This is a genomic window from Segatella sinensis, assembly GCF_040095255.1.
GTDB classification, from domain to species: domain Bacteria; phylum Bacteroidota; class Bacteroidia; order Bacteroidales; family Bacteroidaceae; genus Prevotella; species Prevotella sinensis.
This window is the reverse complement of sequence record NZ_JBBNGE010000019.1, coordinates 25,606-48,871: the sequence shown is the minus strand read 5'-3', so window position 1 is coordinate 48,871 and position 23,266 is coordinate 25,606. Positions and strand designations below refer to the sequence as shown.

The following is a 23,266-nucleotide window of genomic DNA, read 5'->3' as shown; positions in this document are numbered from 1 at the left end:
CATTATTTCAAAACTTCATCGAGCAAGGTGTAGAATGCTGGATCCTCACCCACGATGGTCTTCACAATCTTGCCGTCAGGACCCACAACTATCTTGGTAGGGAAACCCTGGACACCATATTTATCCAGAAGATCGCTACCCTTTGGATTATACACGTGAATCCAAGGCAACTGATGCTTCTCTACGGCAGCCTTCCACTTAGCCTCGGTATCATTGCAGTCAACACCCAGGATTTCGAACTTACCCTTATACTTCTCGTAGTACTCCTTCATCTTAGGCATACCCTTGATACACCAACCACACCATGAGCCCCAGAAGTCGATGACAACATACTTGCCACGGAGACTAGAGAATGTAAATGGCTTGCCATTGATGTCGTTCAATGTAAAGTCAGGAGCATCTATACCGGAAGCCTGCAACTTCTTAGCCTTCTCATCAGCCTCTGCACGCTTCTTAGCCATATCAATAAAATACTGATAATAGGCCTTCATTCTTCCATTCTTCACATTCTCAGAGAGTAAGCCCAGAAGTTCCTTCATCTGGTCGTAATCATCCATCTTCTCGAAAAGTGTGGCACATGCCTCGTTATCAGGGTTCTGCTTGACGAAAGCAAAGATTTTCTCCGTTCTAGCCTTCAGCAAAGCAGGCATTTTTTTCTCATACTCATTCATGATGGTCTCACGGTCTTCACCATTCTTCGTGCGAGCATTCAGAGATTCAGAATACTCCTTCAAATCCTTCTCGGCAGACTCCATCATCAAATCAACCTCATGATACTGCTGGTAGAACTTGCTACCGGCAATATCGAAACGGGTAGCGAAATCACCCTTTATCTCAGCCTTCTCGCCTGGCACGCAAGGGAAGTTGAACATCTTTCTTTCCAAACCACGATAGGTCTTTGGTGTCAAGAAAGCACGGTTTGACACCTTGGTAAGGTTATCAGAATAGGTAAACTTACCATTCTTAACCAAGATGGTATCCATCTTCACATCACGGCCCTTGAACACGATTACAGAATCGGTAGCAAAGTTCTTCAAATCCACTTTTACCTGAAAGTTGCTCTTCTGAGCCATTGCAGCTGTTGATGCCAGCACCAAGGCTGCACTCAAAATCATTTTCTTCATTTTGAATTATGTTTTATCTTTTATATTTCCACATTAACTTTTATCCATACCTTATTATATAAGGCATTCTTTATTCCTCATACTCCGTGGTATCCTCGATACCCGCCTCAGCCAGGGCTTCCTTGCGCTCCACGCAGGTACCGCACTTTCCGCAGTGCTTCTCACCACCCTTGTAGCAGCTCCAGGTCTCGGCATAGTCAATGCCCAGCTTCTTGCCGATGGCTGCAATCTCGCCCTTGGTGATGTTGGTATAAGGAGCCACCACGCGAACATCTACGAAGGTGCCAGCCTCGGCAGCCTCATCGATTGCCTTGATAAATTCAGGGCGACAGTCCGGATAGATAGTGTGGTCGCCGCCGTGATTGGCGATGAGCACCTTCTTCAGATTGTTGCTCTCAGCGATACCGATGGCGATACTCAGCATGATACCATTACGGAAAGGCACCACGGTAGATTTCATATTGTCATCGGCATAATGTCCCTCAGGGATGGCATCGGCACCTTCCAGGAGAGAGCTCTTGAAATACTGATGCATGAATCCCAGATCAATGGTGATATGCTTGATGCCCAGTCGCTCGCAGTGCATCTTGGCGAAAGGAATCTCCCGCTCGTTGTGATTGCTTCCATAGTTGAAACTGATACCCAGGGCAATCTCGTCCTTCTTGTCATAGAGCAGGGTAATACTGTCCATACCGCCGCTCACAATAATTACTGAATCCTTCATTTATTTTGAACTTTTTATTTTAAAGTCAGATTATACAATATTCATAAAGTCAAATTGTACACAAAAATCTGCGGAATCCGAGAAATCTGCGTGAGATTTTACCCGAACAGGCAGCGAAACGCCTCTTCCACCTTCCTTACGGGATGAATCTCTATCTGATATTTCTTATGGTCGAAACCATGATAATTATACTTCGGAATGATGATATGCTGGAATCCGAGCTTCTCTGCCTCAGCGATGCGCTGCTCGATACGGCTCACCGGACGAACCTCGCCACTGAGTCCTACCTCGCCACACATACACCAGCCCTGCTCTATCGCTGTATCTACATTGCTGCTCAATACCGCAGCCAGTACACTCAGGTCCATCGCAGGATCCGTCACTCGCAAGCCTCCCGCAATGTTCAGGAACACATCTTTCGCCATCAACTTGAAGCCCACTCGCTTCTCCATCACTGCAAGGAGCATATTCAGTCTTCGCTGGTCGAAACCCGTTGCCGAGCGCTGGGGAGTTCCGTATGCCGCCGTGCTCACCAGAGCCTGCGTTTCCACCAGGAACGGGCGTACACCCTCAATGGCAGCACTGATGGCAACACCCGACAATCCGTCGTGGTCTTCCGTAAGGAGCAGTTCCGACGGATTGCTCACCTGTCTCAATCCTCCCTGCAGCATCTCGTAGATGCCGAGTTCCGAAGTGCTTCCGAATCGGTTCTTGATGCTTCGCAGGATGCGGTACATATAATGCTGATCACCCTCAAACTGGATGACGGTATCCACAATATGCTCCAGAATCTTCGGACCAGCCAGGGTTCCCTCCTTATTAATATGTCCGATCAGGATAACAGGGATACCGCTGGTCTTGGCAAATCTCAGGAGCGATGCTGCACATTCACGCACCTGGGATACTGAACCAGGAGAGCTATCCACGCTCTCTGTAGCAATTGTTTGGATAGAATCGATAACTATCAGTTCTGGAGCCACTTGCTGAATATGGGAAAAGATTTTCTCTAACTGTGTTTCACAGAGAATCGTAATATGATCGAAGGCATTCTCCGGTGGGGTTCCTGCTAACGATGCTACGTCATCTGTCGAAGTTCCCTTCAGCATAGCTTGTCCCTTCGCCAGTCTGTCAGCTCTCAGTTTAATCTGATGGGCACTCTCCTCGCCGCTCACATACAGCACCCTTCTATGTTTCATATTCAGGATGGTTTGCAGCGTAAGGGTACTCTTTCCGATGCCCGGTTCACCGCCCAGCAGGGTAATGCTTCCCGGCACCATACCGCCACCCAGTACGCGGTTCAGCTCCTCGTCCATCATATCGATACGCGGCTCATCCACAGCCGAAATATCCTTCAGATTCATCGGCTTGGCATCTGCGTCGGAGTGTTGCCCACCAAACATGGTAACAGCCCCGCCATGCCTCATGGTCATGCCAGCGCTTTTAGCCGCCTGCGATCCCGAATCAGCCGCAATGCGTATCTCCTTAAAAGTATTCCATTGTCCGCAGCTAGGGCATTTACCCATCCACTTGGCACTTTCCTGCCCGCAGTTGCTGCAAACGTATGCTATCTTATCTTTTACCATAACGATTGAATTTGTCGGCAAAGATACAGTTTTTTTTTCTTTAAACACTAAAAAAGTAACCATTTTTACATTTTATAACCATCGTTTTGCAAAGTAGATATGGCAAAAAAGCTTATCTACCACAAAAAATCTTTAAATCGTAGCAGAAAGATTTGGTAGTACCGATTATTTTTGTTACTTTTGCCTACGGAAAGAGTTTGTTACGACCCGACACCACTCCTATTTTATATAGTATGCACATAGGAGCCTGATAAGCTCACTAGTCGTAGGGCAAAGGTCGTTTCAGCAGTAAACAGGGTTAATAACATAATACTAATATAAAAATTTAGGTAAAATGAAAATTGAGAATTTTAACTTTGCTGGTCACAAGGCAATCGTACGCGTTGATTTCAACGTGCCATTGGATGAGAATGGTAATGTAACAGACGACACTCGTATCCGCGGTGCCCTCCCTACTTTGAAGAAGGTACTCGCAGACGGTGGTGCGCTCATCATGATGAGCCACATGGGTAAGCCAAAGGGCAAGGTTAAGCCAGAGCTTTCACTCTCTCAGATTGTTAAGAACGTATCAGACGCTCTCGGTGTAGAGGTTAAGTTTGCTAAGGACTGCGGTAACGCTGATGCTGAGGCTGCTGCCTTGAAGCCAGGTGAGGCTCTCTTGCTCGAGAACCTTCGTTTCTATCCTGAAGAGGAAGGCAAGCCAGTAGGTGTAGAGAAGGGTACTCCTGAGTTCGACGCTGCTAAGGCTGAGATGAAGGAGCGTCAGAAGAAGTTCGCTGCTAAGTTGGCTTCTTACGCTGACGTATATGTAATGGACGCATTCGGTACAGCTCACCGCAAGCACGCTTCTACAGCTGTCATCGCAGATTCTTTCGACAAGGATCACAAGATGCTCGGTTTCCTGATGGAGAAAGAGGTTAAGGCTGTTGACGCAGTTCTCGGCAACATCAAGCGCCCATTCACAGCTATCATGGGTGGTTCTAAGGTTTCTACTAAGATCGGTATCATCGAGAACTTGTTGACTAAGGTTGACAACCTGATTCTCTGCGGTGGTATGACTTATACATTCTCTAAGGCTCTCGGTGGCAAGATCGGTATGTCTATCTGCGAGGATGACAAACTCGATGTAGCTCTCGACGTAATCAAGAAGGCTAAGGAGAACGGTGTAAACCTCGTACTCGGCACAGACTCTATCTGCGGTGATGACTTCAAGAACGACTGCAATACTCAGGTTTGCCCATCTAACAATATCCCTGACGGATGGGAGGGTATGGACGCAGGTCCTGAGACTCGCAAGGCTTTCGCTGCAGCTATCAAGGGTGCTAAGACAATCCTCTGGAACGGTCCTGCAGGTGTGTTCGAATTCGACAACTTCGCTGGTGGTTCTAAGGCTATCGCTGACGCAATCGCTGAGGCTACTAAGGAAGGTGCATTCTCACTCATCGGTGGTGGCGACTCTGTAGCTTGTATCAACAAGTTCGGTTTGGCAGATCAGGTATCTTATATCTCTACAGGTGGTGGTGCTCTTCTCGAGGCTATCGAGGGTAAGGTATTGCCAGGTGTAGCAGCTATTGAGAAGTAATCAATAGGTATCTATATAAATTGAGTTCGGGGGCATCCCATCCGTGGATGTCCTCGAATTTTTCAGTATAAGATACCCTGCCTTAATAATCACGATACAGTATTCCCTTTATTCAATATATTATTAAAACCGAAAATTTAAAAGAAATTAATGGATTGGATTATTAATCTTTTCACCAACACAGAGTCGGTGGCTCACATCGCCCTACTCTACGCAATCGTGATTGCGGTTGGTGTGTATCTGGGAAAGATCAAGATTGGTGGCATCTCGCTGGGTGTTACCTTCGTGCTCTTCGCAGGTATCCTGGCCGGCCACGTGGGCTTCACAGGCCCTAAGGAAATTCTTACCTTCGTGCAAGACTTCGGATTGATACTCTTTGTCTTCATGATTGGTATGCAGGTGGGTCCTGGCTTCTTCGAGAGTTTCAAGAAAGGTGGTGTGACGCTGAACTTGCTTTCTGCCACAGCTATCCTGCTCAACATCCTCGTGATGTTCGGATGCTATTACCTCTTCTTCGACACCAGCAACCCACAGAACCTGCCTATGATGGTGGGTACCCTCTATGGTGCGGTTACCAACACCCCAGGTCTTGGTGCTGCCAACGAGGCATTGCTCAGTGTTTTCCCTAACGGTGCTCCTAGCATCGCCAATGGTTATGCCTGTGCCTATCCTCTGGGTGTGGTTGGTATCATTGGTGCTACCATCCTCATCAAGTACATCACTCGCGTGGATATGGCTGCAGAAGAAGAGCAGCTCAACGAGGAGGAGGCTGCCAACCCTCATGCAAAACCTCACAATATGCACCTGCGCGTGGAGAATGCCTACATCGCAGGTAGAACGCTGAGAGAGGTTTCAGAGTTCTTGAACCGAGACATCGTCTGCTCAAGACTCCTCCACAACGGAGAAGTGAGCATCCCTAACAGCAAGACTACATTTGAGGTAGGCGACGAGCTGCTCGTGGTTTGTGCTGAGGCTGATGCAGAGGCCATCAAGGCTTTCATCGGTCCTGAGATTGATGCAGAGTGGGACCGCGAGAAGGATGAGGTTCAGCATTTCGTATCCAGAAGAATCATCGTTACCCGTCCTGAGATGAACGGTAAGACCCTTGGCAAGATGCACTTCTCCAGTGTATATGGTGTGAACGTGACCCGTATTTCCCGTCAGGGTATGGATCTCTTCGCAAGCCGTAACCACCACTTCCACGTGGGCGACCGCGTGATGGTAGTAGGTCCTGAGGAGAATGTAAACCGTGTGGCTGAAATCATGGGTAACTCTGTAAAGCGCCTCGATGCGCCTAACATCGCTACCATCTTCATCGGTATCATGGTGGGTATCATCTTCGGTTCTCTCCCATTCGCTATCCCTGGCATGCCAGTGCCATTGAAGCTGGGTATCGCAGGTGGTCCGCTCATCATCGCCATCCTCATCGGCCGTTTCGGTTATCGCATGAAACTGGTTACCTATACCACTACCTCCGCCAACATGATGCTGCGAGAGATAGGACTGGTACTCTTCCTGGCGAGTGTGGGAATCAAGGCTGGTGCCGGATTCTGGGACACAGTGGTTCAGGGCGACGGATTGAAGTATGTGGGATGCGGTTTCCTCATCACCATCATTCCTATCCTCATCGTGGGTACCATCGCCAGATTGAAGTTCAAGTTCAATTACTTCACCATCATGGGTATGCTTGCCGGTACTTATACCGACCCTCCTGCACTGGCTTACGCCAACGCCTCCTGCTCTAAGGAGGCTCCAGCCGTAGGTTACTCTACCGTATATCCATTGAGTATGTTCCTCCGTATCTTTACAGCCCAGATCGTGGTGCTGTTCTTCTGCGGAGCATAAACGCTTACAAAAGTTAACAAAACAACTAGTAATAGTTATAAATTATAAAAGAGGTGCACAAAGATAAAAATTTGTGCACCTTTTTTGTTGCCTTTTCACAAATTATTCGTAACTTTGACGCATTAAAACAACAGACAAGAAAACCTAATGTGATTTTCTTAAAAATGAAAACTTCTAAAACGTTGATATGCGTATGAAGAAATTGGGATTTTTGATAACCATGCTAGTCATCGCATCCTTGCCCGCTTGGAGCCAGGGAGTCAAGAGCATCCGTATTACGGAGGTGATGACCCACAACCGTACCAACCTCGTAGATGAGTACGGTCAGCACAAACCATGGGTGGAATTGAGCAATTCCTCCTTTACCACGTATAACGTACGTAGTATGTTCCTAACCACCGACCGACGGGTTCTCAACAAGAATCTTTCGCCCGAAGCACGCCGACAACTGATGTGCCCCTTGCCGAACAACGAGCCCCGAACCACACTGGGCGGCAAGAAAAGCATCGTCATCTTCGACAGCAGTTCCTGGTACAAGGACGGCAGGAACGGGCAGTTCTGGAAGGCAAAGGATTCTTCCAACACAGGTCCTTTCCACCTCAATCTGATTCTACAGGAAAAGAAGCCCAACTGGATAGCCCTCTATGACGGAAATGCTGTGGACTTGATAGACTCCGTAAGCGTGCCTATATTGGCAGCCGACGAGAGCTACGAACTAAGCCAGGATTTTAAGACATGGGAGAAAGCCATAGCTGGAGCCATCACCCCGGGCTATCTGCCACAACACATAGAGCTGAGCAAGGCACAGCTTCTGAAGAAGCAAGATCCATACGGCATCGGCATCTCCGTGCTTTCAATGGGCATCGTATTCTCATGTCTCGCCCTCCTCTTCGTCGTATTCTGGGCATTCGGAGCCTACATGAAACACAAGCAGCGCATCGCCCGTGCCACCGAGAAGCATGCCACCTTATTATATAAGACCGGCAAGAAGACCATTGAGGTAACGCAAGACCTGAGTCATAAGACCAATATCCTGCTGAAGGATGGTCTGAAGACCAAGGGTATCGACAAGGAAATCTACATGGCGGTCATCTCGCTCGCCCTCAAGGAATACCTGGAGGATGTACATGATGTAGAATCCGGCATCATTACCATCAAGCCTAAACAGACAAGATGGAATGCTCCGAAATTCAATAATGTTAAGTGAAGAACGAAAAGTGAAGAATTCAACAGCTTTACATTTCATAAAGTTCAAAATTCAAAATTCAAAGGATATGAAGTATCAATATACAGTGAAAGGAGTCGATTACGAAGTCGAGATCCAGGATATAGAAGGCAACATCGCCAATGTAACCGTAAATGGCATCCCATTTGAGGTAGAAATGAAGCAGCCTGTAAAGGCTGGCAAGCAGAAAGTGAAGTTGGGAGGGACAGCTAACGAAGGAGCTAGCAGCTCATCATCAGCCCCTCAGAGCGCAAAGGCATCTGCGGATTTGCAATCCGCAGCAAGCAGCGGCCAAACAGGAAATGCAGGAGATGCAGGAAAAGCAGCTACCGGCAAGCCAGTGGTAGCCCCTCTGCCTGGCACCATCAACGAAATCAAGGTGAAGGTGGGCGACAAGGTTAATGCAGGCGATACCGTCGTGATCCTCGAAGCCATGAAGATGCAGAACAACATCGAGGCTGAGACTTCCGGAACCATCACCGGCATCAACGTCAATAAAGGCGATGCCGTGATGGAAGGAGATACGTTAGTAACCATTAAATAGATAGCTTATGGATTTCATCATACAAAACTTCAATGAGTTCCTGACCTATACGGGCTTTGCGAATGCCACGGCAGGAAACCTCGCCATGATCGTGATAGGAGTTATCTGCATCTGGCTTGCCATCAAGAAGGATTTTGAACCACTTCTCCTGGTGCCCATCGGACTGGGCATCATCCTGGGCAACATCCCCTTCCGTGCTGATGCCGGACTCGAAATAGGTCTATACGAAGATAATTCCGTTCTGAATATCTTCTATCAAGGAGTAAGACAGGGATGGTATCCCCCACTCGTTTTCCTGGGCATCGGAGCGATGACCGATTTTTCGGCATTAATATCCAATCCGAAGCTGATATTAATCGGTGCAGCTGCCCAGTTTGGCATCTTCGGTGCCTACATGATAGCACTGGCTCTGGGGTTCGAACCGAACCAGGCAGCCGGTATTGCCATCATAGGTGGTGCCGACGGACCTACCGCCATCTTCCTGAGCAGTAAGTTAAGTCCTAACCTGATGGGAGCCATCGCCGTTTGTGCCTACTCCTATATGGCATTGGTGCCAGTAATCCAGCCCCCATTGATGCGTCTGCTCACCACCAAGGAAGAGCGCGTCATCAAGATGAAGCCAGCACGTCAGGTATCACAGACAGAGAAGATTCTCTTCCCTATCGTCGGTTTGCTGCTCACCACCTTCATCGTGCCATCAGGTCTGCCATTGCTCGGTATGCTTTTCTTCGGAAATCTCCTGAAGGAAAGCGGAAAGACTACTAGACTTGCCAAGACAGCAGGCAGCAGTCTGAATGACATCGTGGTTATGCTGCTCGGCTTGACTGTAGGCTGTTCTACCCAGGCATCTGAGTTTCTCACCCTGAACACCATCAAAATCTTCGCCCTCGGTGCCCTGGCATTCATCATCGCATCAGCCAGCGGTATCCTCTTTGTGAAACTGATGAACCTCTTCCTGCCAAAGGGCAAGAAGCTGAACCCACTGATCGGAAATGCCGGTGTGAGTGCCGTACCTATGAGTGCCCGCATCAGCAACAACCTCGGCTTGGAGTACGACCGCCACAATTTCCTGCTCATGCACGCCATGGGTCCGAATGTTGCAGGTGTTATCGGTTCCGCCGTAGCCGCCGGCGCCCTGCTGGGATTCTTCAATTGATCAATACGAAAAATGGGAACTTGCTCAAATGCAAGTTCCCATTTTTCGTATTTCCTATTTTCTAAAAGAGCACAATTTCTAAAAAAGCTAGCTCTTCTTGATCGTCATTTTGCCTTCGAGCGAGATGATGATTTCCACCTGATAGCTCACACTGCTGTCCGGCATAGCCAAAACCACTCTATAATGAAGTCCATCGGTATCCACCTTTTTCAGTACGATATCACTCAAAATCGCCTGCTTGAGGAACTCATGAGGAACCTGTCCATCGAAATCCTCCTTGCGGAAGTCACGGCCGAAAATCTTGCTGGCTCCCCGGTAGATATTCACATTCACGATGTTGTCGTAATAGACATTATCCACCTCTACGCCATCATCATTGTATGAACTCTTGAAAACCTTATAGGTAGTAGGGTTCACCTGCACATAGAGATGCAACTTCTCATCGCCTGCATACACCACAGAATCTCGCTTGATAAGCGTATTCTGGTTGAGAACCACAGGCTGATTATGCAGAAACTGCTGCAGATAAGAAGTATCGTCTGTCTTGACGAGTTTCATGATATCGCCATTCAGCACCTTAAACTGGAAGATATGCGCAGCCTGCTTGATAATCGGATATTTAGTCGTATTGGCACCCTTCATCACCAGCGTATCGCCAGCTATATAGAAATATACCGGTTGGCTGGTAGAATCAGGATAGTAGATGGTGTCACCCTTCACGCGAAAGACAACATTATCTTCATCATCGCCATCCAACCAGATGCCCTGGAGCATTTTCTTGGCAGCAGTATCCTCCTTTACTCCGGCAGAATCCTTACCCGCAGACTTCTGTCCGCAGCTGGCCATCGCCGCCAGGAGGCTTGCACACAACAATATGTTAATAACTTGTTTCATCTTTTCACGATATCTTACTCAAAATACTCAGCCTCCTCAAAAGGCAGCGCCTTATTGAGGTCTTTTTCTGAGAGCAATACATTTTCGCCCTCAATAGGCCACTTGATACCAATGGTTTCATCATTCCAGCGGATACTTGCCTCAGCTTGAGGAGCATAAGGGTTATCTACTTTATAGGTAAAGATTGCCTCGTCGCTGAGCACGAGGAAACCATGCGCAAAGCCACGAGGAATGAAGAACTGCAGCTTGTTCTCCCCGCTCAGTTCCACCATTACATACTTGCCGAAGGTCTTGCTGTCTTTACGCAAATCTACCGCAACATCCAGGACCTTACCCTTGATGACACGCACCAGTTTAGCCTGCGAACTTTCGCCCTTCTGATAATGAAGGCCTCGAAGCACGCCTCTACTCGACATAGACTCATTGTCTTGCACAAACTCAACATGATAACCAATGTGGGCATCGAACTCAGCCTGTTTCCAAGCCTCGAAAAAGTAGCCTCTAGCATCATCAAACACTTTTGGCTGTATGACCCACACACCTTCTATTTCGGTCTCTGTATATTCCATTGCTATACTTGTTCTATTTTTTAGTGGCAAAGGTAATACTTTTTGGCGATATAACAAAACAAATTAAACTTTTTATCACTCCTTACGAAAATTTCCTTTAAAATAGTTGTCCAATTCCCCAAAAAGCCGTACCTTTGCAAAAGATATTCAGAAAAAGAAGATAAACATTTAGACGTGATAGAAATTAACCGACATATAGAAATTCTGCTCTTGAGCAACGATTGTGTAATCGTACCAGGTTTTGGTGGATTCATGGCTCATCATGTAGATGCACGTTACGATGGCAGAGACAATATGTTTTTGCCACCGCTGAGAACTGTAGGATTCAATCCACAGCTCACGATGAATGATTCTCTCCTCGCACTCTCGTACGTGGAGACTTACGATATCAGCTACCCTGAGGCATTGCGCCGTATTGAGGATGAGGTAGTTGAAATCAGACAATCATTGGAAAACGAAGGTAAATTCGAAATAGAAAACATCGGTATGCTCTTTCTCAACGAAGATGGCAACATCAGTTTCGAGCCATGCGAGGCAGGCATTCTTACTCCAGACTTCTATGGTTTGGGAGGTTTCGACATGCTTCCTATCGCACAGATTGACAACGGTGAACAGCAGAACGAGAATCAAAACGTGGCAATGACAGTAAATCTTGCCAAAGAGGAACAGCCAGTTAAAAAAGAGGTAGAAGCACCTGCTGCTCCAGCCAACAATTCGGTATTCATCGCAGAAGAAGAGGAAAAGGCTGAATTCATCAGCATCAAGAAGAGCTGGCTGCGCAACATGGCAGCAGCCTGCATCGCCCTCATCGCCTTCTTCACCATCTCTACTCCACTCGGAAGTCCTACTATCGAGAAGAGCCAGATTGACACGGGGATGCTTACCCGCATCATGCCTAAAGAGATGACTCCGGTAAAAAGCAAAGAACTGCTGCTCCCTACTGATGAACCGAAGCTGATGGAGACCACTCCTACCGACAAGGCAGAAAAAACTCCGGCAATGGCACAGGATAGAGAGATTGCTACTCCAACAGCCTCTTATTACAGCATCGTATTGGCAAGCCGCGTGACCAAACGCAATGCAGCCAGTTATGTGGAACACTTGCAGGACAAGGGCTTCAAAGAGGCAAGAGTTCTGATTACCGACAACAACGTAAAGGTGATTTATGGCAACTACCGCTCTGAGAGCGAGGCATATAACACCCTCAACCGACTCCATACCAACGAGGCTTTCACTGATGGCTGGATTACAAAGGTAAAGGAGTAGTTTACATTATTATATATAGAAAGAAATTAAGGAAAGAAAAAAATAGATATGAAAAGAGTACGTTGCCCTAAATGCGATAATTTCATCACGTTCGACGAAACCAAATACGAGGCAGGCCAGAGTCTGGTCTTCGTTTGTCCTAATTGCAATAAGCAGTTTGGCATCCGTATGGGCGTTTCCAAACTCCGCGAAACCCGCAAGGAAGAACAGATTGATGAAAATGCCAATGAGAATGGCGTAGGCTCCATCGTCGTTATCGAAAACGTATTCGCCTACAAGCAGGTCATCCCTTTGCAGATGGGCGACAACGTCATCGGAAGATATATGAAGAACAGTGGCATCAACTGCCCTATCGAGACCGTAGATCCGAGTGTAGATATGAACCACTGCGTAATCAATGTAAGCCGCGACAAGAAAGGAAAATTGAAATATGTGCTGCGCGATGGTCCTAGCTACACCGGCACTTTCGTAGATAACGAAATCCTGGGCGACCGTGAGCGCCGTGTCATCGAAGACGGCACCCTCTTCACCATCGGAGCCACCAGCATCATCCTCCGCACGGCAGACAGCGAGGAGGAATAATGGGAAAATAACAAGTTGAAATAAAACCAAGGGTTAGAGTAGGAAAAATCTTACTCTAACCCTTTTTTTACTGATAAACACGTATAAATATACCAATAATTCTTACTTTCTGCAAGAAATCATAGCGATATAGTAATCTTTTTGCTAATATTTTCGTTAGATTGAAAGAAAATGTGTACCTTTGCAACAGAAATTAGCAATACGTGGGACCAATACTCCCGATACGTACAAAAAACAGAAGAATTACGTTAGGTTATGGATGTAGCAATCGTAAAATACAATGCCGGAAATATCTATTCCGTAGTCAACGCCATGAAGCGTTTGGGCATAGAACCAGTACTCACTGATGATGCCGAAATGCTCCAGAAGGCAGACCGCGTACTGTTTCCAGGTCAGGGGCAGGCAAGGGAAGCCATGGAATATCTCAAGGCCCACCAGCTGGACCAGGTGATCAAGAATCTCAAGCAACCCGTATTGGGCATTTGCGTGGGACAGCAGCTCCTGTGCCGACATTCGGAAGAAGGCGATGTAGATTGCATCGGCATCTTCGATGTGGATGTGAAGCGATTCCAGCCGCAGAAGCACGAAGACAAGGTACCAGCTATGGGATGGAACGAGATATACGATCTGAAGACGGAGCTTTACAAGGGATTCGGAAACAGAGCCGATGCAGCAGATGCAGCTATGGGAGAAGCCCTGCAGCATCCCTACTCTTATTTCGTACACAGCTACTATGTGCCACTCTGCGAGGAGACTATCGCCAAGGCTGATTACATTCTGCCTTACAGCGCATCGCTCCACAAAGACAACTTCTATACCTGCCAGTTCCATCCAGAAAAGAGCGGAAAGGTAGGAGAACAGATTTTAAAGAACTTCCTGGAAATACAGAAATAACTATCAGGAAATGTAAGAGGGGAATCCTGCAAGGCAGATCTCCTGATGATATGAAATAGGATATAAAGCAATAAAAGAAATATGATAGAATTAATTCCTGCCATCGACTTGATAAATGGCCAGTGCGTTCGCCTGACAAAAGGCGATTACGACCAGAAGAAGGTCTATAACGACAATCCGGCTGAAGTAGCCAAAGACTTCGAGAAGCTGGGATTCAAGCGACTCCACGTAGTGGATCTGGACGGAGCCAAGTCGAAGCATATCGTAAATGATGCTGTACTGAAGGCGATTACAACCGAAACGAATCTGACTGTAGATTTCGGAGGCGGTATCAAGACCGAGGAAGACATCGAGAAGGCATTCGCTGCAGGAGCCAGTATGGTAACCGTAGGCAGCATCGCCGTCACCAATCCCGACCTCTTTATGGAGTGGATAGATAAATATGGTGCCGACAAGCTTATCCTCGGAGCCGATGTAAGAAACGGCAAGATTTCTATCAATGGATGGAAAGAGGATTCTTCAGAAGACCTCCTCCCCTTCCTCAAGAAATACATCGACAAGGGTGTGCGCTATGTGCTCTGCACAGAAATCAGCAAGGATGGCACCCTGCAGGGTCCTGCCATCGAACTATATAAAGAGGTAATGGCAGCCTACCCTCAGCTTCACCTCATCGCCTCGGGCGGAGTGAGCTGCAATGAAGACATCGAGGCTTTGGAAGCCGCCGGCATCCCAGCAGTAGTCTTCGGCAAGGCATTCTACGAGGGTAAGATTGATGTAGAAAAGTTAGGAGTTAAGTAATCATAAAGTTCAAAGTTCAATGGTCAAAGTTCAAAGTAACAAAGGTTTGGCAAAGCGAATCGTCCCTTGTCTTGACGTGAAAAACGGAGAGACCGTGAAGGGAACGAACTTCGTGAACCTGAGAAGCGCAGGCGACCCGGTAGAACTGGGCAAGGCCTATAGCGATGCAGGTGCCGATGAACTCGTATTCCTTGACATCACAGCTAGCTTCGAAGAGCGCAAGACCTTTACAGATATGGTAACTCGCGTAGCTGCCGAAATCAATATCCCGTTTACCGTGGGTGGCGGCATCAACGAGCTGAAGGATGTAGATCGACTCCTCAATGCAGGCGCCGACAAGGTCAGTATCAACAGTGCAGCCATCCGGCATCCGGAGCTCATCAACGAGATAGCCAACCATTACGGCTCACAGGTCTGCGTCTGCGCCATCGATGCCCGTCTCGATCCCGACGGCTGGCATTGCTACGTGAAGGGCGGAAGAGAGCGAGTAGAACTCGGTCTGTTTGATTGGGCTAGAGAAGTTGCCGACCGTGGTGCCGGCGAGATTCTCTTCACCAGTATGGACCACGATGGCGTGAAGCAGGGCTTTGCCAATGAAGCCCTTGCCCGTCTTGCAGAGGAAGTAAGCATTCCTATCATTGCATCGGGTGGAGCTGGCAAGATGGAACATTTCCGTGATGCCTTCACCCTGGGAAAGGCAGATGCAGCACTGGCAGCCAGTGTCTTCCACTTCGGTGAAATCGCCATACCTGACCTGAAAAGTTACCTCCGAAAAGAAGGCATCAACGTCAGGTTGTAAACCGGAGCCTTAAGGCTAGATACTTTTTCCCTTAAGGGAAAATAATTATTTCCTTAAGGGAAAATATTTTTTTCCTTAAGAGTGAATAAATCCCCTATGATAGGGCGGAATTGACAATGGAGTAAGCAAACAATTAAATTGTAAAGATAAAATGGAAATAGATTTTGAAAAAATGGGCGGACTTGTTCCTGCCATCATCCAGGACGCTGTAACCAAGAATGTCCTGATGCTGGGATTCATGAACAAGGAAGCATACGATAAAACCATCGAAACCAAGAAGGTTACTTTCTGGAGCCGTTCTCGCAACTGTCTTTGGACCAAGGGCGAGACCTCAGGAAACTTCCTCAATCTGGTAAGCATTCAGATAGACTGCGACAACGATACCTTCCTGGTAAAGGTTCATCCAGATGGTCCTACCTGCCATAAAGGCACCGATACCTGCTGGGCTGAGGAGAATACGCTGAACCCTATCCTCTTCCTCTCTGAGTTGCAGGACTTCATCGACAAGCGCCACGAGGAGATGCCTGAGGGCAGCTACACCACCAGCCTCTTCAAGAAGGGCGTGAACAAGATGGCGCAAAAGGTTGGAGAAGAAGCCATTGAGACGGTTATAGAAGCTACAAACGGAACCGACGACAAGCTCATCTACGAGAGTTCCGACCTGCTCTACCACCTCATCGTGCTGCTCACCAGCAAGGGCTTGCGAATCGAGGATGTAGTAAAGGAGCTCCAAATGCGACACGACCCGGAATGGGACAAGAAGCGCCGCGTTGCAAAGAGCAAAGGAGAAATGAAATAATATATCTAGCTCAAGGCTATCTTGCAGCAGCTCGCCCTGAAAGGGCAGAAGCCCCTAGCCCAGGGCAACACCCTGGGTATAAAAAGATATTGGCAATACGCCCTGAAAGGGCAAAAGCTTTCAAATACATTAAATAAAGGAGAAAAAATTAGGATGTTAATAGATTATCAAAACGTCAGCATATACCAAGCCGACAAGTGCGTGCTCAAGGGCATCAACTTCCATGTGGATGAAGGAGAGTTCGCTTATCTTATCGGAAAAGTGGGCTCGGGAAAGAGTTCACTCCTGAAGACCCTCTACTGCGAGCTTGACCTCGTGGAGGGTGAGACCGACAAGGCAGAAATCCTCGGCAGAGACCTCAAGACCATCCGCCGCAAGGACATTCCTGCCCTGCGCAAGGAACTGGGAATCATCTTCCAGGACTTCCAGTTGCTCCACGACCGCAGCGTGCGCAAGAACTTCGAGTTCGTGCTCAAGGCTACCAAATGGAAAAACAAGAAGGACAGAGACAAGCGCATCGAGGAAGTGCTCAACGAAGTAGGCATGATTGAGAAAATCGACAAGATGCCTCATGAGCTCTCCGGTGGAGAACAGCAGCGTGTGGCCATCGCCCGTGCCCTGCTCAACAATCCGAAGATCATCATCGCCGATGAGCCAACGGGAAATCTCGACCCAGAGACCGCCAGCAACATCGTGGGACTGCTCAAGGATATCACCAAGCAGGGTACAGCTGTAGTGATGACAACCCATAATATCCCGATGCTCGACAAGTTCCCTGGCATCGTATATCGCTGCAAGGATGGTTTACTCCACGACGTGACCAACGAGTACAACCACATCGACCTGACAGAAGATGGCGAGGAGAATTAAAGGGGGAAAATGCAACAAAAGAACAATAAAAATTAAACATTAATATAATTTTACGACTATGAAGGTAATGAAATTCGGAGGTACTTCTGTAGGCTCACCAGAGCGTATGAAGGGAGTAGCCTCTTTGGTTACAGAATCAGGTGAACCAACTTTCATCGTATTGTCTGCGATGAGCGGTACAACAAACTCTCTCGTTGAGATCTCTGACTATCTCTACAAGAAGAACCCAGAGGGCGCCAACGAGGTAATCAACAATTTGGAGAAGAAATACATGCAGCACGTGGAGGATCTCTACTCTACTGATGAGATGAAGAAGACTACACGCGAGTTCCTGCAGGGCGAGTTCAACTATCTCCGTTCATTTACCAAGGATCTCTTTACTTCTTTCGAGGAGAAGAGCATCGTGGCTCAGGGCGAGATTATGAGCACCAACATGGTTGTAAACTACTTGAAGGAACAGGGTGTAAAGGCTGTATTGCTCAGTGCATTAGACTTTATGCGCACCGACAAGAATGCAGAGCCAGACCCACAGTACATCAAGGAGAAGCTCGCAGCCATCATGGAGGAGAACCAGGGCTATCAGATCTACATCACCCAGGGCTTCATCTGCCGCAATGCATACGGCGAGGTAGATAACCTGCAGCGTGGTGGTAGCGACTACACCGCATCACTCATCGGTGCAGCTCTCCCAGCAGACGAAATTCAGATCTGGACAGATATCGACGGTATGCACAACAACGACCCTCGTGTGGTAGAGCACACAGAGGCTGTTCGCCAGTTGAACTTCGAGGAGGCTGCTGAGTTGGCTTACTTCGGTGCCAAGATTCTCCACCCTACCTGCGTTCAGCCAGCCAAGTATGCCGGCATCCCAGTTCGTCTGAAGAACACCATGGATCCTAAGGCTGATGGTACTATCATCGACAACGTCATCGTACGTGGCAAGATCAAGGCTGTAGCTGCCAAGGACAACATCACTGCCATCAAGATCAAGAGTAGCCGCATGTTGCTCGCTACAGGTTTCCTCCGCAAGGTATTCGAAATCTTCGAGAGCTACCAGACTCCTATCGACATGATTGCTACCTCAGAGGTAGGTGTGAGCATGAGTATCGATAACGACGCTCACCTCAACGATATCGTCAACGAGTTGAAGAAGTATGGTACTGTAACCGTAGATTCAGATATGTGCATCATCTGCGTGGTAGGTGATCTGGACTGGAGCAACGTAGGCTTCGAGACCATCGCTACCGATGCCATGAAGAACATCCCGGTACGTATGATTTCTTACGGTGGCAGCAACTACAACATCTCATTCCTCATCAGAGAGAGAGACAAGAAGCAGGCTCTGCAGAACTTGAGCAACGTATTGTTCGAGAAGTAATGTAAGTGAAGAACGAAGAATGAAGAGTGAAGAATTCTAATGTAATGCTTCCTGTCCACTCTTCGTTGGATATTCTGACTTAACCATAAGTTGGATTTTCTGATTTGACTATAAGTAAGATATTAAAATAAGCATAAGCGAAATGAAAGGTACATTTCCAATAGATAAGTTTCAGGAGATACAGACTCCGTTCTACTACTACGACACCAACGTGTTGCGCCAAACCTTGAAGACCATCAACGCAGAGGCTGGCAAACACGAGGGCTTTGAGGTACACTATGCCGTAAAGGCAAATGCCAACCCTAAAGTGCTCAACATCATCTGCCAGGCTGGTTTGGGTGCCGACTGTGTGAGCGGAGGAGAAATTCAGGCTGCCATCAATGCAGGTTTCCCTGCCAATAAGATTGTGTATGCCGGTGTAGGCAAGAGTGATTGGGAAATCAACCTTGGTTTGGACAAGGGCATCTTCTGCTTCAATGTAGAGAGCGTCCCGGAATTGGAAATCATCAACGAACTTGCCGAGAAGAAGAATAAGATTGCACAAGTTTGCTTCCGCATCAACCCAGACGTTGGTGCTCATACCCATGCCAACATTACAACAGGTTTGGCTGAAAACAAGTTTGGTATCGCTATGCGCGATATGGAGAGCGTGATAGAGGAGGCTTCCAAAATGAAGAACATCAAGTTCCTGGGTCTGCACTTCCATATTGGTAGTCAGATACTTGACATGGGTGACTTCGAGGCTCTCTGCAACCGCATCAACGAGCTGCAAGACCAGTTGGAGGCTCATCACATCGTAGTGAAGAACATCAATGTTGGCGGTGGCTTGGGTATCGATTACAACCATCCAAACCGTGTGCCTATCCCAGATTTCAAGGATTACTTCGATACATACGCCAGGAAGTTGAAGTTGCGCGATGGACAGAAGTTACACTTCGAGTTGGGCCGTGCAGTAGTGGGTCAGATGGGTTCGCTCATCACCAAGACGCTTTATATCAAGCAGGGCACAGCCAAGCAGTTTGCCATCGTAGATGCAGGTATGACCGATCTGATCCGTCCTGCCCTCTATCAGGCATATCATAAGATAGAGAACATCTCCAGCGATGAACCTGCAGAGACATACGACGTAGTAGGTCCGATCTGCGAGTCGAGCGATGTATTCGCCAAGGCTGTAGATCTGAACAAGACCCATCGTGGCGACCTCATTGCTCTCCGTTCAGCCGGAGCCTACGGTGAGATCATGGCGAGCCAGTATAACTGCCGCCAGTTGCCAAAGGGATATATCACAGAAGATTTTTAAAGGAAAGCACGCCCTGAAAGGGCAGAAGCACTTAGCCCAGGGCGATGCCCTGGGCTAAGACAGTATTAGCAATGCGCCCTGAACCAACGGTCACCGGCCGAAGGGAAAGGTAAAGGGCAAAAGCTTTAAAATACGAGAAAAAAAGAAATGATGACAATTAGTTTAACAACTATCATAGCAGGCGCAGTAGTGGTATTATTGGCAATCCTCGGATCGCTGATAAATCCATTTCTGCGCTCGTTGCGTTTTCCTGACAATGCAGAAAATGAGGAAAATCCTGCTGAGGAGGAAACTGATTCTACAGCAGAAACAACAGCTAAGGAAGAGGAGGAATCCTTGGAATCTAGAGAACCTATCTCGGTGATTATCACCGCTCACGACAATCTCTACGAACTGGAGCATAATCTACAGATGTTCCTGCAGCAGAAATATCCTGCCGATTATCAGGTAATCGTGGTTTGTCAGAGCACCGATGGTGAGACCCAGGATTATCTGAAGCGCATGGCAGCCGAGAATTCTCACCTATATTATACATATATCCCTGAGAGCTCCCGCTATATGAGCAGAAAGAAGCTGCAGATTACACTGGGCGTGAAGGCTGCCAAGTATGAGTGGATCATCCTCACCGAACCTACCTGCACCCCATCCAACGACAAGTGGCTCTATACGATGACCCACAACTGCCAGGAGCCTAACCATCTGGTTCTGGGCTATGTAGCTTTAGACGAAGCAACCAAGGGTGTTCGCCGATTCGACAGCATCCGCAAGGCATTCTATCTGCTCCGCCGTGCCCAGCATAGCTACGGCTACCGCACCCACATGCCAAACGTAGCCTTCCGCAAGAGCGATTTCATGCGCGAGCAGGGCTATCAGGGCAACCTGGAGTATGTGCGCGGAGAATATGACTTCCTGGTCAACAAGTATGCAGCCTACGGAGATACTGCCGTAGAACTTGACTGCGATGCATGGCTCATCCATGATGAACCAACCGACAAGGCATGGCACAATGCCCACCTTTATCTCCAGGCATCCCGCAAGAGTCTGACCAGAGCCAAGTCGATGATGGCGCTGATGGCAATGGATCACCTCTTCCCTCACCTCAGCCTCATCGCCTCGCTGGCCACCCTGGCATACGCCATCCTGATGCAAGACTGGATCCTGACAGGCATTGCAGGTTTCGCCCTGCTTCTGCTCCTGATTCTCCGCACCGTCATCGCCCACAAGGCCATCAAGCATTTCGACGATGACATCTCGCTCCTGAAGCTGCCATTCTATGAGTATGGTATCATCTGGAGAAATCTTGCCAACAAGATAAGATACTGGCGTGCAGACAAGAACGACTTCACCAGTCATAAACTGTAGAACTTTAGAATCAACAAGCAAACTTAAAATAACGATGAAAGTATATTTGTTCATTTCCAAACATAAGAAGACACTGAAGATGTATCTTCCTTACATCGAAGCGCTGCAGCAGAAGTTCGACATCACCAGTAACCTGGTAGATGCCGATATCGTGATGATACTGGGAGCATGGACAAGACAAGGTGCCCAGCTCGCCAGAATGTCTCGCAAGATGGGCATCCCCTACATCGTTTGCCCACTCGGCGACCTCTCAGAGCGCAACTGCCGGAATCCGCATTTCAAGCGCAGTCTGCAGACCCTGATGTACCAGAAGGCGATGTACAGGCACTCAGACCTCATCATCGCCACCACCCCATTGGAGAAAGCCTATCTGGAGAAACTCGGATGGAACAAGCACATCACCCTCATCAGATACTTCGGCTACAGTCATCTCATCACCGAAGAAGGTACGATGGAAGACTGGCAGGAGACGGATGCCTCTACCCTCGCCGACTTCGAGCACAGAAAGGCAGAAGCCATCGCCCAGCAGACCCAGCATGCCATCATCGCCCAGATTATGCAGATTCAGAGCAGAATGCCGCATAAGAACATCCCACAGAAGTATCTCGACGACCTGCATACCTTATTATATGCAGACGATTATGATGAGGATGCTATCAACGAGGAACTGAAGAAGCTGAAACTCGACAGCTATGCCGCCTCCGTATTCCAGGCGATGACCGACAAAACGGGACTTACCGAGGGATTTATGCCACTTCCTGCCAAAAAAGGCAGAAAAAGCAAGGAGATTCTGAAGTATGTGAAGTAAGAGACTGACAGTAGTTGACCTGTATCAAGAGACAGACTGCCAGTATTTGACTTGTATCAAAAAATCACTTTCTTTCATCATTTTGTCACCCATTTGTTACCCGAATTCAAAAAAAAGGCATTACCTTTGCACTCGTAAAGATGAAACAAGAGATCTTGAGTATGCGAGATGAAAAGTCTTATATATATAAAAAAGATGAGAAATCTCAAGTACAGGAGATGGAAGGTTTCAGGTAAGAGAGATTGTAAAAGGATAACATGTAGAACAGGAGACAGAAAATGCAACGTCTCCACAAAGATTGAGAAAGGAAACAAATTATGATGACAACAGTAATGGCACTCGCAGTAGTAGCAATTATGATTGCTAAGGCAATCAATGTTAACAACCACATCGAGATGGGTAAGTAATTACTCCATCCCCTTGTAGGAAAGAGAATGAAAGAAGAGCCCGGTGAGGCTCAAGTATTAACGAAAAAGAAAGAAAGGATAACGATTATGAAAACAATGTTGAAAGAAATCAAGAAGGTCATGAAGGCATTCATTGCAAACTATAAGAATGCAATGTCAATTTATGGCGAAGCTATTTGCAAAGGTCGTGGTTGTGCATGCGCATAATCACTTGAAATATAAAGGAAGCGTGCTGGTATTTACTTACCGGCACGCTTTTTTCGTTGCCTCCAGCGTTAATATAGATTAAATAATCCGCCTTTTCTACGATAATTCGGAAATTATCTATACTTTTGCATCTATAATTATCACGGGGGTGCTGAGCAATCGGCTGAGATTATACCCATTGAACCTGAAACAGGTAATGCTGGCGCAGGAAATATGATAGATCGTTTTACACCCAGGCAGAGATAAATGCAACCAACTCTTGCTTCTCTACAACCCCTTTGCTTTCATCAGGCATACCCCCGTGTTGACAATTGTAAATTTATAAATGTAAACATAGGAACAGATTATGAAAGTTATCATCAACAGCAAAGAAACTGAGATTCAGGCAAAGACCGTCAAGAAACTTGCCCAGGAACTCGATCTTCCAGCTACAGGTTGCGCTGTAGCCATCAGTAACGAGATGGTACCTCGTGACGAGTGGGAAAGCCACGTGATTCAGGAGGGTGCCGACATCGTGATTGTAAAGGCTTTCTGCGGAGGATAGGATATA

The 23,266-nt window shown here is 47.6% G+C and carries 23 protein-coding genes and 1 riboswitch; of the genes, 18 read left to right on the top strand and 5 right to left on the bottom strand.

Annotation, left to right across the window (positions count from 1 at the left end):
- Nucleotides 1-2: 2 nt before the first annotated feature.
- From AAAT87_RS07275 to radA, 3 genes are all read right to left on the bottom strand, one after another.
- Entirely contained in the window at nucleotides 3-1,124 is a 1,122-nt protein-coding gene (locus AAAT87_RS07275; RefSeq protein WP_349226062.1) for a redoxin domain-containing protein, read from the bottom strand.
- A 70-nt stretch (nucleotides 1,125-1,194) separates the two neighbouring features.
- Nucleotides 1,195-1,848, bottom strand: a complete 654-nt coding sequence (queC, locus tag AAAT87_RS07270; RefSeq protein WP_089542758.1) for a 7-cyano-7-deazaguanine synthase QueC — start codon at nucleotides 1,846-1,848, stop codon at nucleotides 1,195-1,197.
- 98 nt (nucleotides 1,849-1,946) lie between these two features.
- On the bottom strand, nucleotides 1,947-3,431 hold the full coding sequence (gene radA, locus AAAT87_RS07265) for a DNA repair protein RadA (RefSeq protein ID WP_296974386.1): 1,485 nt from the start codon (nucleotides 3,429-3,431) through the stop codon (nucleotides 1,947-1,949).
- Between the two features lie 334 nt (nucleotides 3,432-3,765).
- Between radA and AAAT87_RS07260 the strand changes: the two genes are divergently transcribed.
- The 5 genes from AAAT87_RS07260 (at nucleotide 3,766) to AAAT87_RS07240 (ending at nucleotide 9,783) form a co-directional block, all read left to right on the top strand.
- Nucleotides 3,766-5,013, top strand: a complete 1,248-nt coding sequence (locus tag AAAT87_RS07260; protein ID WP_089542760.1) for a phosphoglycerate kinase — start codon at nucleotides 3,766-3,768, stop codon at nucleotides 5,011-5,013.
- Nucleotides 5,014-5,163: 150 nt separating this feature from the next.
- The gene (locus AAAT87_RS07255; protein WP_118312159.1) at nucleotides 5,164-6,858 is read left to right on the top strand and encodes a putative transporter; all 1,695 of its coding nucleotides are present in this window, start codon (nucleotides 5,164-5,166) and stop codon (nucleotides 6,856-6,858) included.
- A gap of 193 nt (nucleotides 6,859-7,051) precedes the next feature.
- Nucleotides 7,052-8,065 (top strand): OadG family protein, encoded by a 1,014-nt coding sequence (locus tag AAAT87_RS07250; RefSeq protein WP_349226061.1) that lies wholly within the window; start codon nucleotides 7,052-7,054, stop codon nucleotides 8,063-8,065.
- Nucleotides 8,066-8,132: 67 nt separating this feature from the next.
- A complete protein-coding gene (locus tag AAAT87_RS07245; RefSeq protein WP_295024160.1) occupies nucleotides 8,133-8,627 on the top strand; it encodes a biotin/lipoyl-containing protein in 495 nt (164 codons plus the stop codon).
- A gap of 7 nt (nucleotides 8,628-8,634) precedes the next feature.
- Nucleotides 8,635-9,783, top strand: coding sequence for a sodium ion-translocating decarboxylase subunit beta (locus AAAT87_RS07240; RefSeq protein WP_119248879.1), 1,149 nt, complete (start codon nucleotides 8,635-8,637; stop codon nucleotides 9,781-9,783).
- Between the two features lie 87 nt (nucleotides 9,784-9,870).
- Here AAAT87_RS07240 and AAAT87_RS07235 read toward each other — a convergent pair whose 3' ends face one another.
- Together AAAT87_RS07235 and rfbC are read right to left on the bottom strand one after the other, a co-directional pair.
- Nucleotides 9,871-10,677 (bottom strand): DUF4738 domain-containing protein, encoded by an 807-nt coding sequence (locus AAAT87_RS07235; protein WP_295024162.1) that lies wholly within the window; start codon nucleotides 10,675-10,677, stop codon nucleotides 9,871-9,873.
- Between the two features lie 14 nt (nucleotides 10,678-10,691).
- A complete protein-coding gene (rfbC, locus tag AAAT87_RS07230) occupies nucleotides 10,692-11,246 on the bottom strand; it encodes a dTDP-4-dehydrorhamnose 3,5-epimerase (RefSeq protein ID WP_295024164.1) in 555 nt (184 codons plus the stop codon).
- Between the two features lie 174 nt (nucleotides 11,247-11,420).
- On the opposite strand from rfbC, the gene AAAT87_RS07225 reads away from it, so the two are divergent.
- The 13 genes from AAAT87_RS07225 (at nucleotide 11,421) to thiS (ending at nucleotide 23,260) form a co-directional block, all read left to right on the top strand.
- Nucleotides 11,421-12,512 carry an HU domain-containing protein gene (locus tag AAAT87_RS07225; protein ID WP_295024166.1) on the top strand — a complete coding sequence of 364 codons (1,092 nt, stop codon included), beginning with the start codon at nucleotides 11,421-11,423 and terminating at the stop codon, nucleotides 12,510-12,512.
- Between the two features lie 48 nt (nucleotides 12,513-12,560).
- Entirely contained in the window at nucleotides 12,561-13,094 is a 534-nt protein-coding gene (locus AAAT87_RS07220; RefSeq protein ID WP_089542767.1) for an FHA domain-containing protein, read from the top strand.
- Nucleotides 13,095-13,349: 255 nt separating this feature from the next.
- Nucleotides 13,350-13,988 carry an imidazole glycerol phosphate synthase subunit HisH gene (gene hisH / locus AAAT87_RS07215; RefSeq protein WP_295024168.1) on the top strand — a complete coding sequence of 213 codons (639 nt, stop codon included), beginning with the start codon at nucleotides 13,350-13,352 and terminating at the stop codon, nucleotides 13,986-13,988.
- 81 nt (nucleotides 13,989-14,069) lie between these two features.
- A complete protein-coding gene (hisA, locus tag AAAT87_RS07210) occupies nucleotides 14,070-14,786 on the top strand; it encodes a 1-(5-phosphoribosyl)-5-[(5-phosphoribosylamino)methylideneamino]imidazole-4-carboxamide isomerase (RefSeq protein ID WP_295024169.1) in 717 nt (238 codons plus the stop codon).
- 19 nt (nucleotides 14,787-14,805) lie between these two features.
- Entirely contained in the window at nucleotides 14,806-15,585 is a 780-nt protein-coding gene (gene hisF / locus AAAT87_RS07205) for an imidazole glycerol phosphate synthase subunit HisF (RefSeq protein WP_295024171.1), read from the top strand.
- A 109-nt stretch (nucleotides 15,586-15,694) separates the two neighbouring features.
- On the top strand, nucleotides 15,695-16,384 hold the full coding sequence (hisIE, locus tag AAAT87_RS07200; RefSeq protein ID WP_295024186.1) for a bifunctional phosphoribosyl-AMP cyclohydrolase/phosphoribosyl-ATP diphosphatase HisIE: 690 nt from the start codon (nucleotides 15,695-15,697) through the stop codon (nucleotides 16,382-16,384).
- A 153-nt stretch (nucleotides 16,385-16,537) separates the two neighbouring features.
- On the top strand, nucleotides 16,538-17,254 hold the full coding sequence (locus tag AAAT87_RS07195) for a cell division ATP-binding protein FtsE (RefSeq protein WP_117662063.1): 717 nt from the start codon (nucleotides 16,538-16,540) through the stop codon (nucleotides 17,252-17,254).
- 58 nt (nucleotides 17,255-17,312) lie between these two features.
- Nucleotides 17,313-18,632, top strand: coding sequence for an aspartate kinase (locus AAAT87_RS07190; protein ID WP_089542773.1), 1,320 nt, complete (start codon nucleotides 17,313-17,315; stop codon nucleotides 18,630-18,632).
- Between the two features lie 142 nt (nucleotides 18,633-18,774).
- The gene (gene lysA / locus AAAT87_RS07185) at nucleotides 18,775-19,932 is read left to right on the top strand and encodes a diaminopimelate decarboxylase (RefSeq protein WP_153090022.1); all 1,158 of its coding nucleotides are present in this window, start codon (nucleotides 18,775-18,777) and stop codon (nucleotides 19,930-19,932) included.
- Nucleotides 19,933-20,079: 147 nt separating this feature from the next.
- Nucleotides 20,080-21,294, top strand: a complete 1,215-nt coding sequence (locus AAAT87_RS07180; RefSeq protein ID WP_295024176.1) for a glycosyltransferase family protein — start codon at nucleotides 20,080-20,082, stop codon at nucleotides 21,292-21,294.
- A 34-nt stretch (nucleotides 21,295-21,328) separates the two neighbouring features.
- On the top strand, nucleotides 21,329-22,102 hold the full coding sequence (locus AAAT87_RS07175) for a glycosyltransferase (RefSeq protein WP_349226060.1): 774 nt from the start codon (nucleotides 21,329-21,331) through the stop codon (nucleotides 22,100-22,102).
- 434 nt (nucleotides 22,103-22,536) lie between these two features.
- On the top strand, nucleotides 22,537-22,716 hold the full coding sequence (locus tag AAAT87_RS07170) for a hypothetical protein (protein ID WP_295024179.1): 180 nt from the start codon (nucleotides 22,537-22,539) through the stop codon (nucleotides 22,714-22,716).
- A 134-nt stretch (nucleotides 22,717-22,850) separates the two neighbouring features.
- Nucleotides 22,851-22,944, top strand: a riboswitch (TPP riboswitch).
- Between the two features lie 118 nt (nucleotides 22,945-23,062).
- Complete coding sequence (gene thiS / locus AAAT87_RS07165; RefSeq protein WP_349226059.1) at nucleotides 23,063-23,260, top strand: sulfur carrier protein ThiS; 198 nt, start codon at nucleotides 23,063-23,065, stop codon at nucleotides 23,258-23,260.
- Nucleotides 23,261-23,266 lie beyond the last annotated feature (6 nt).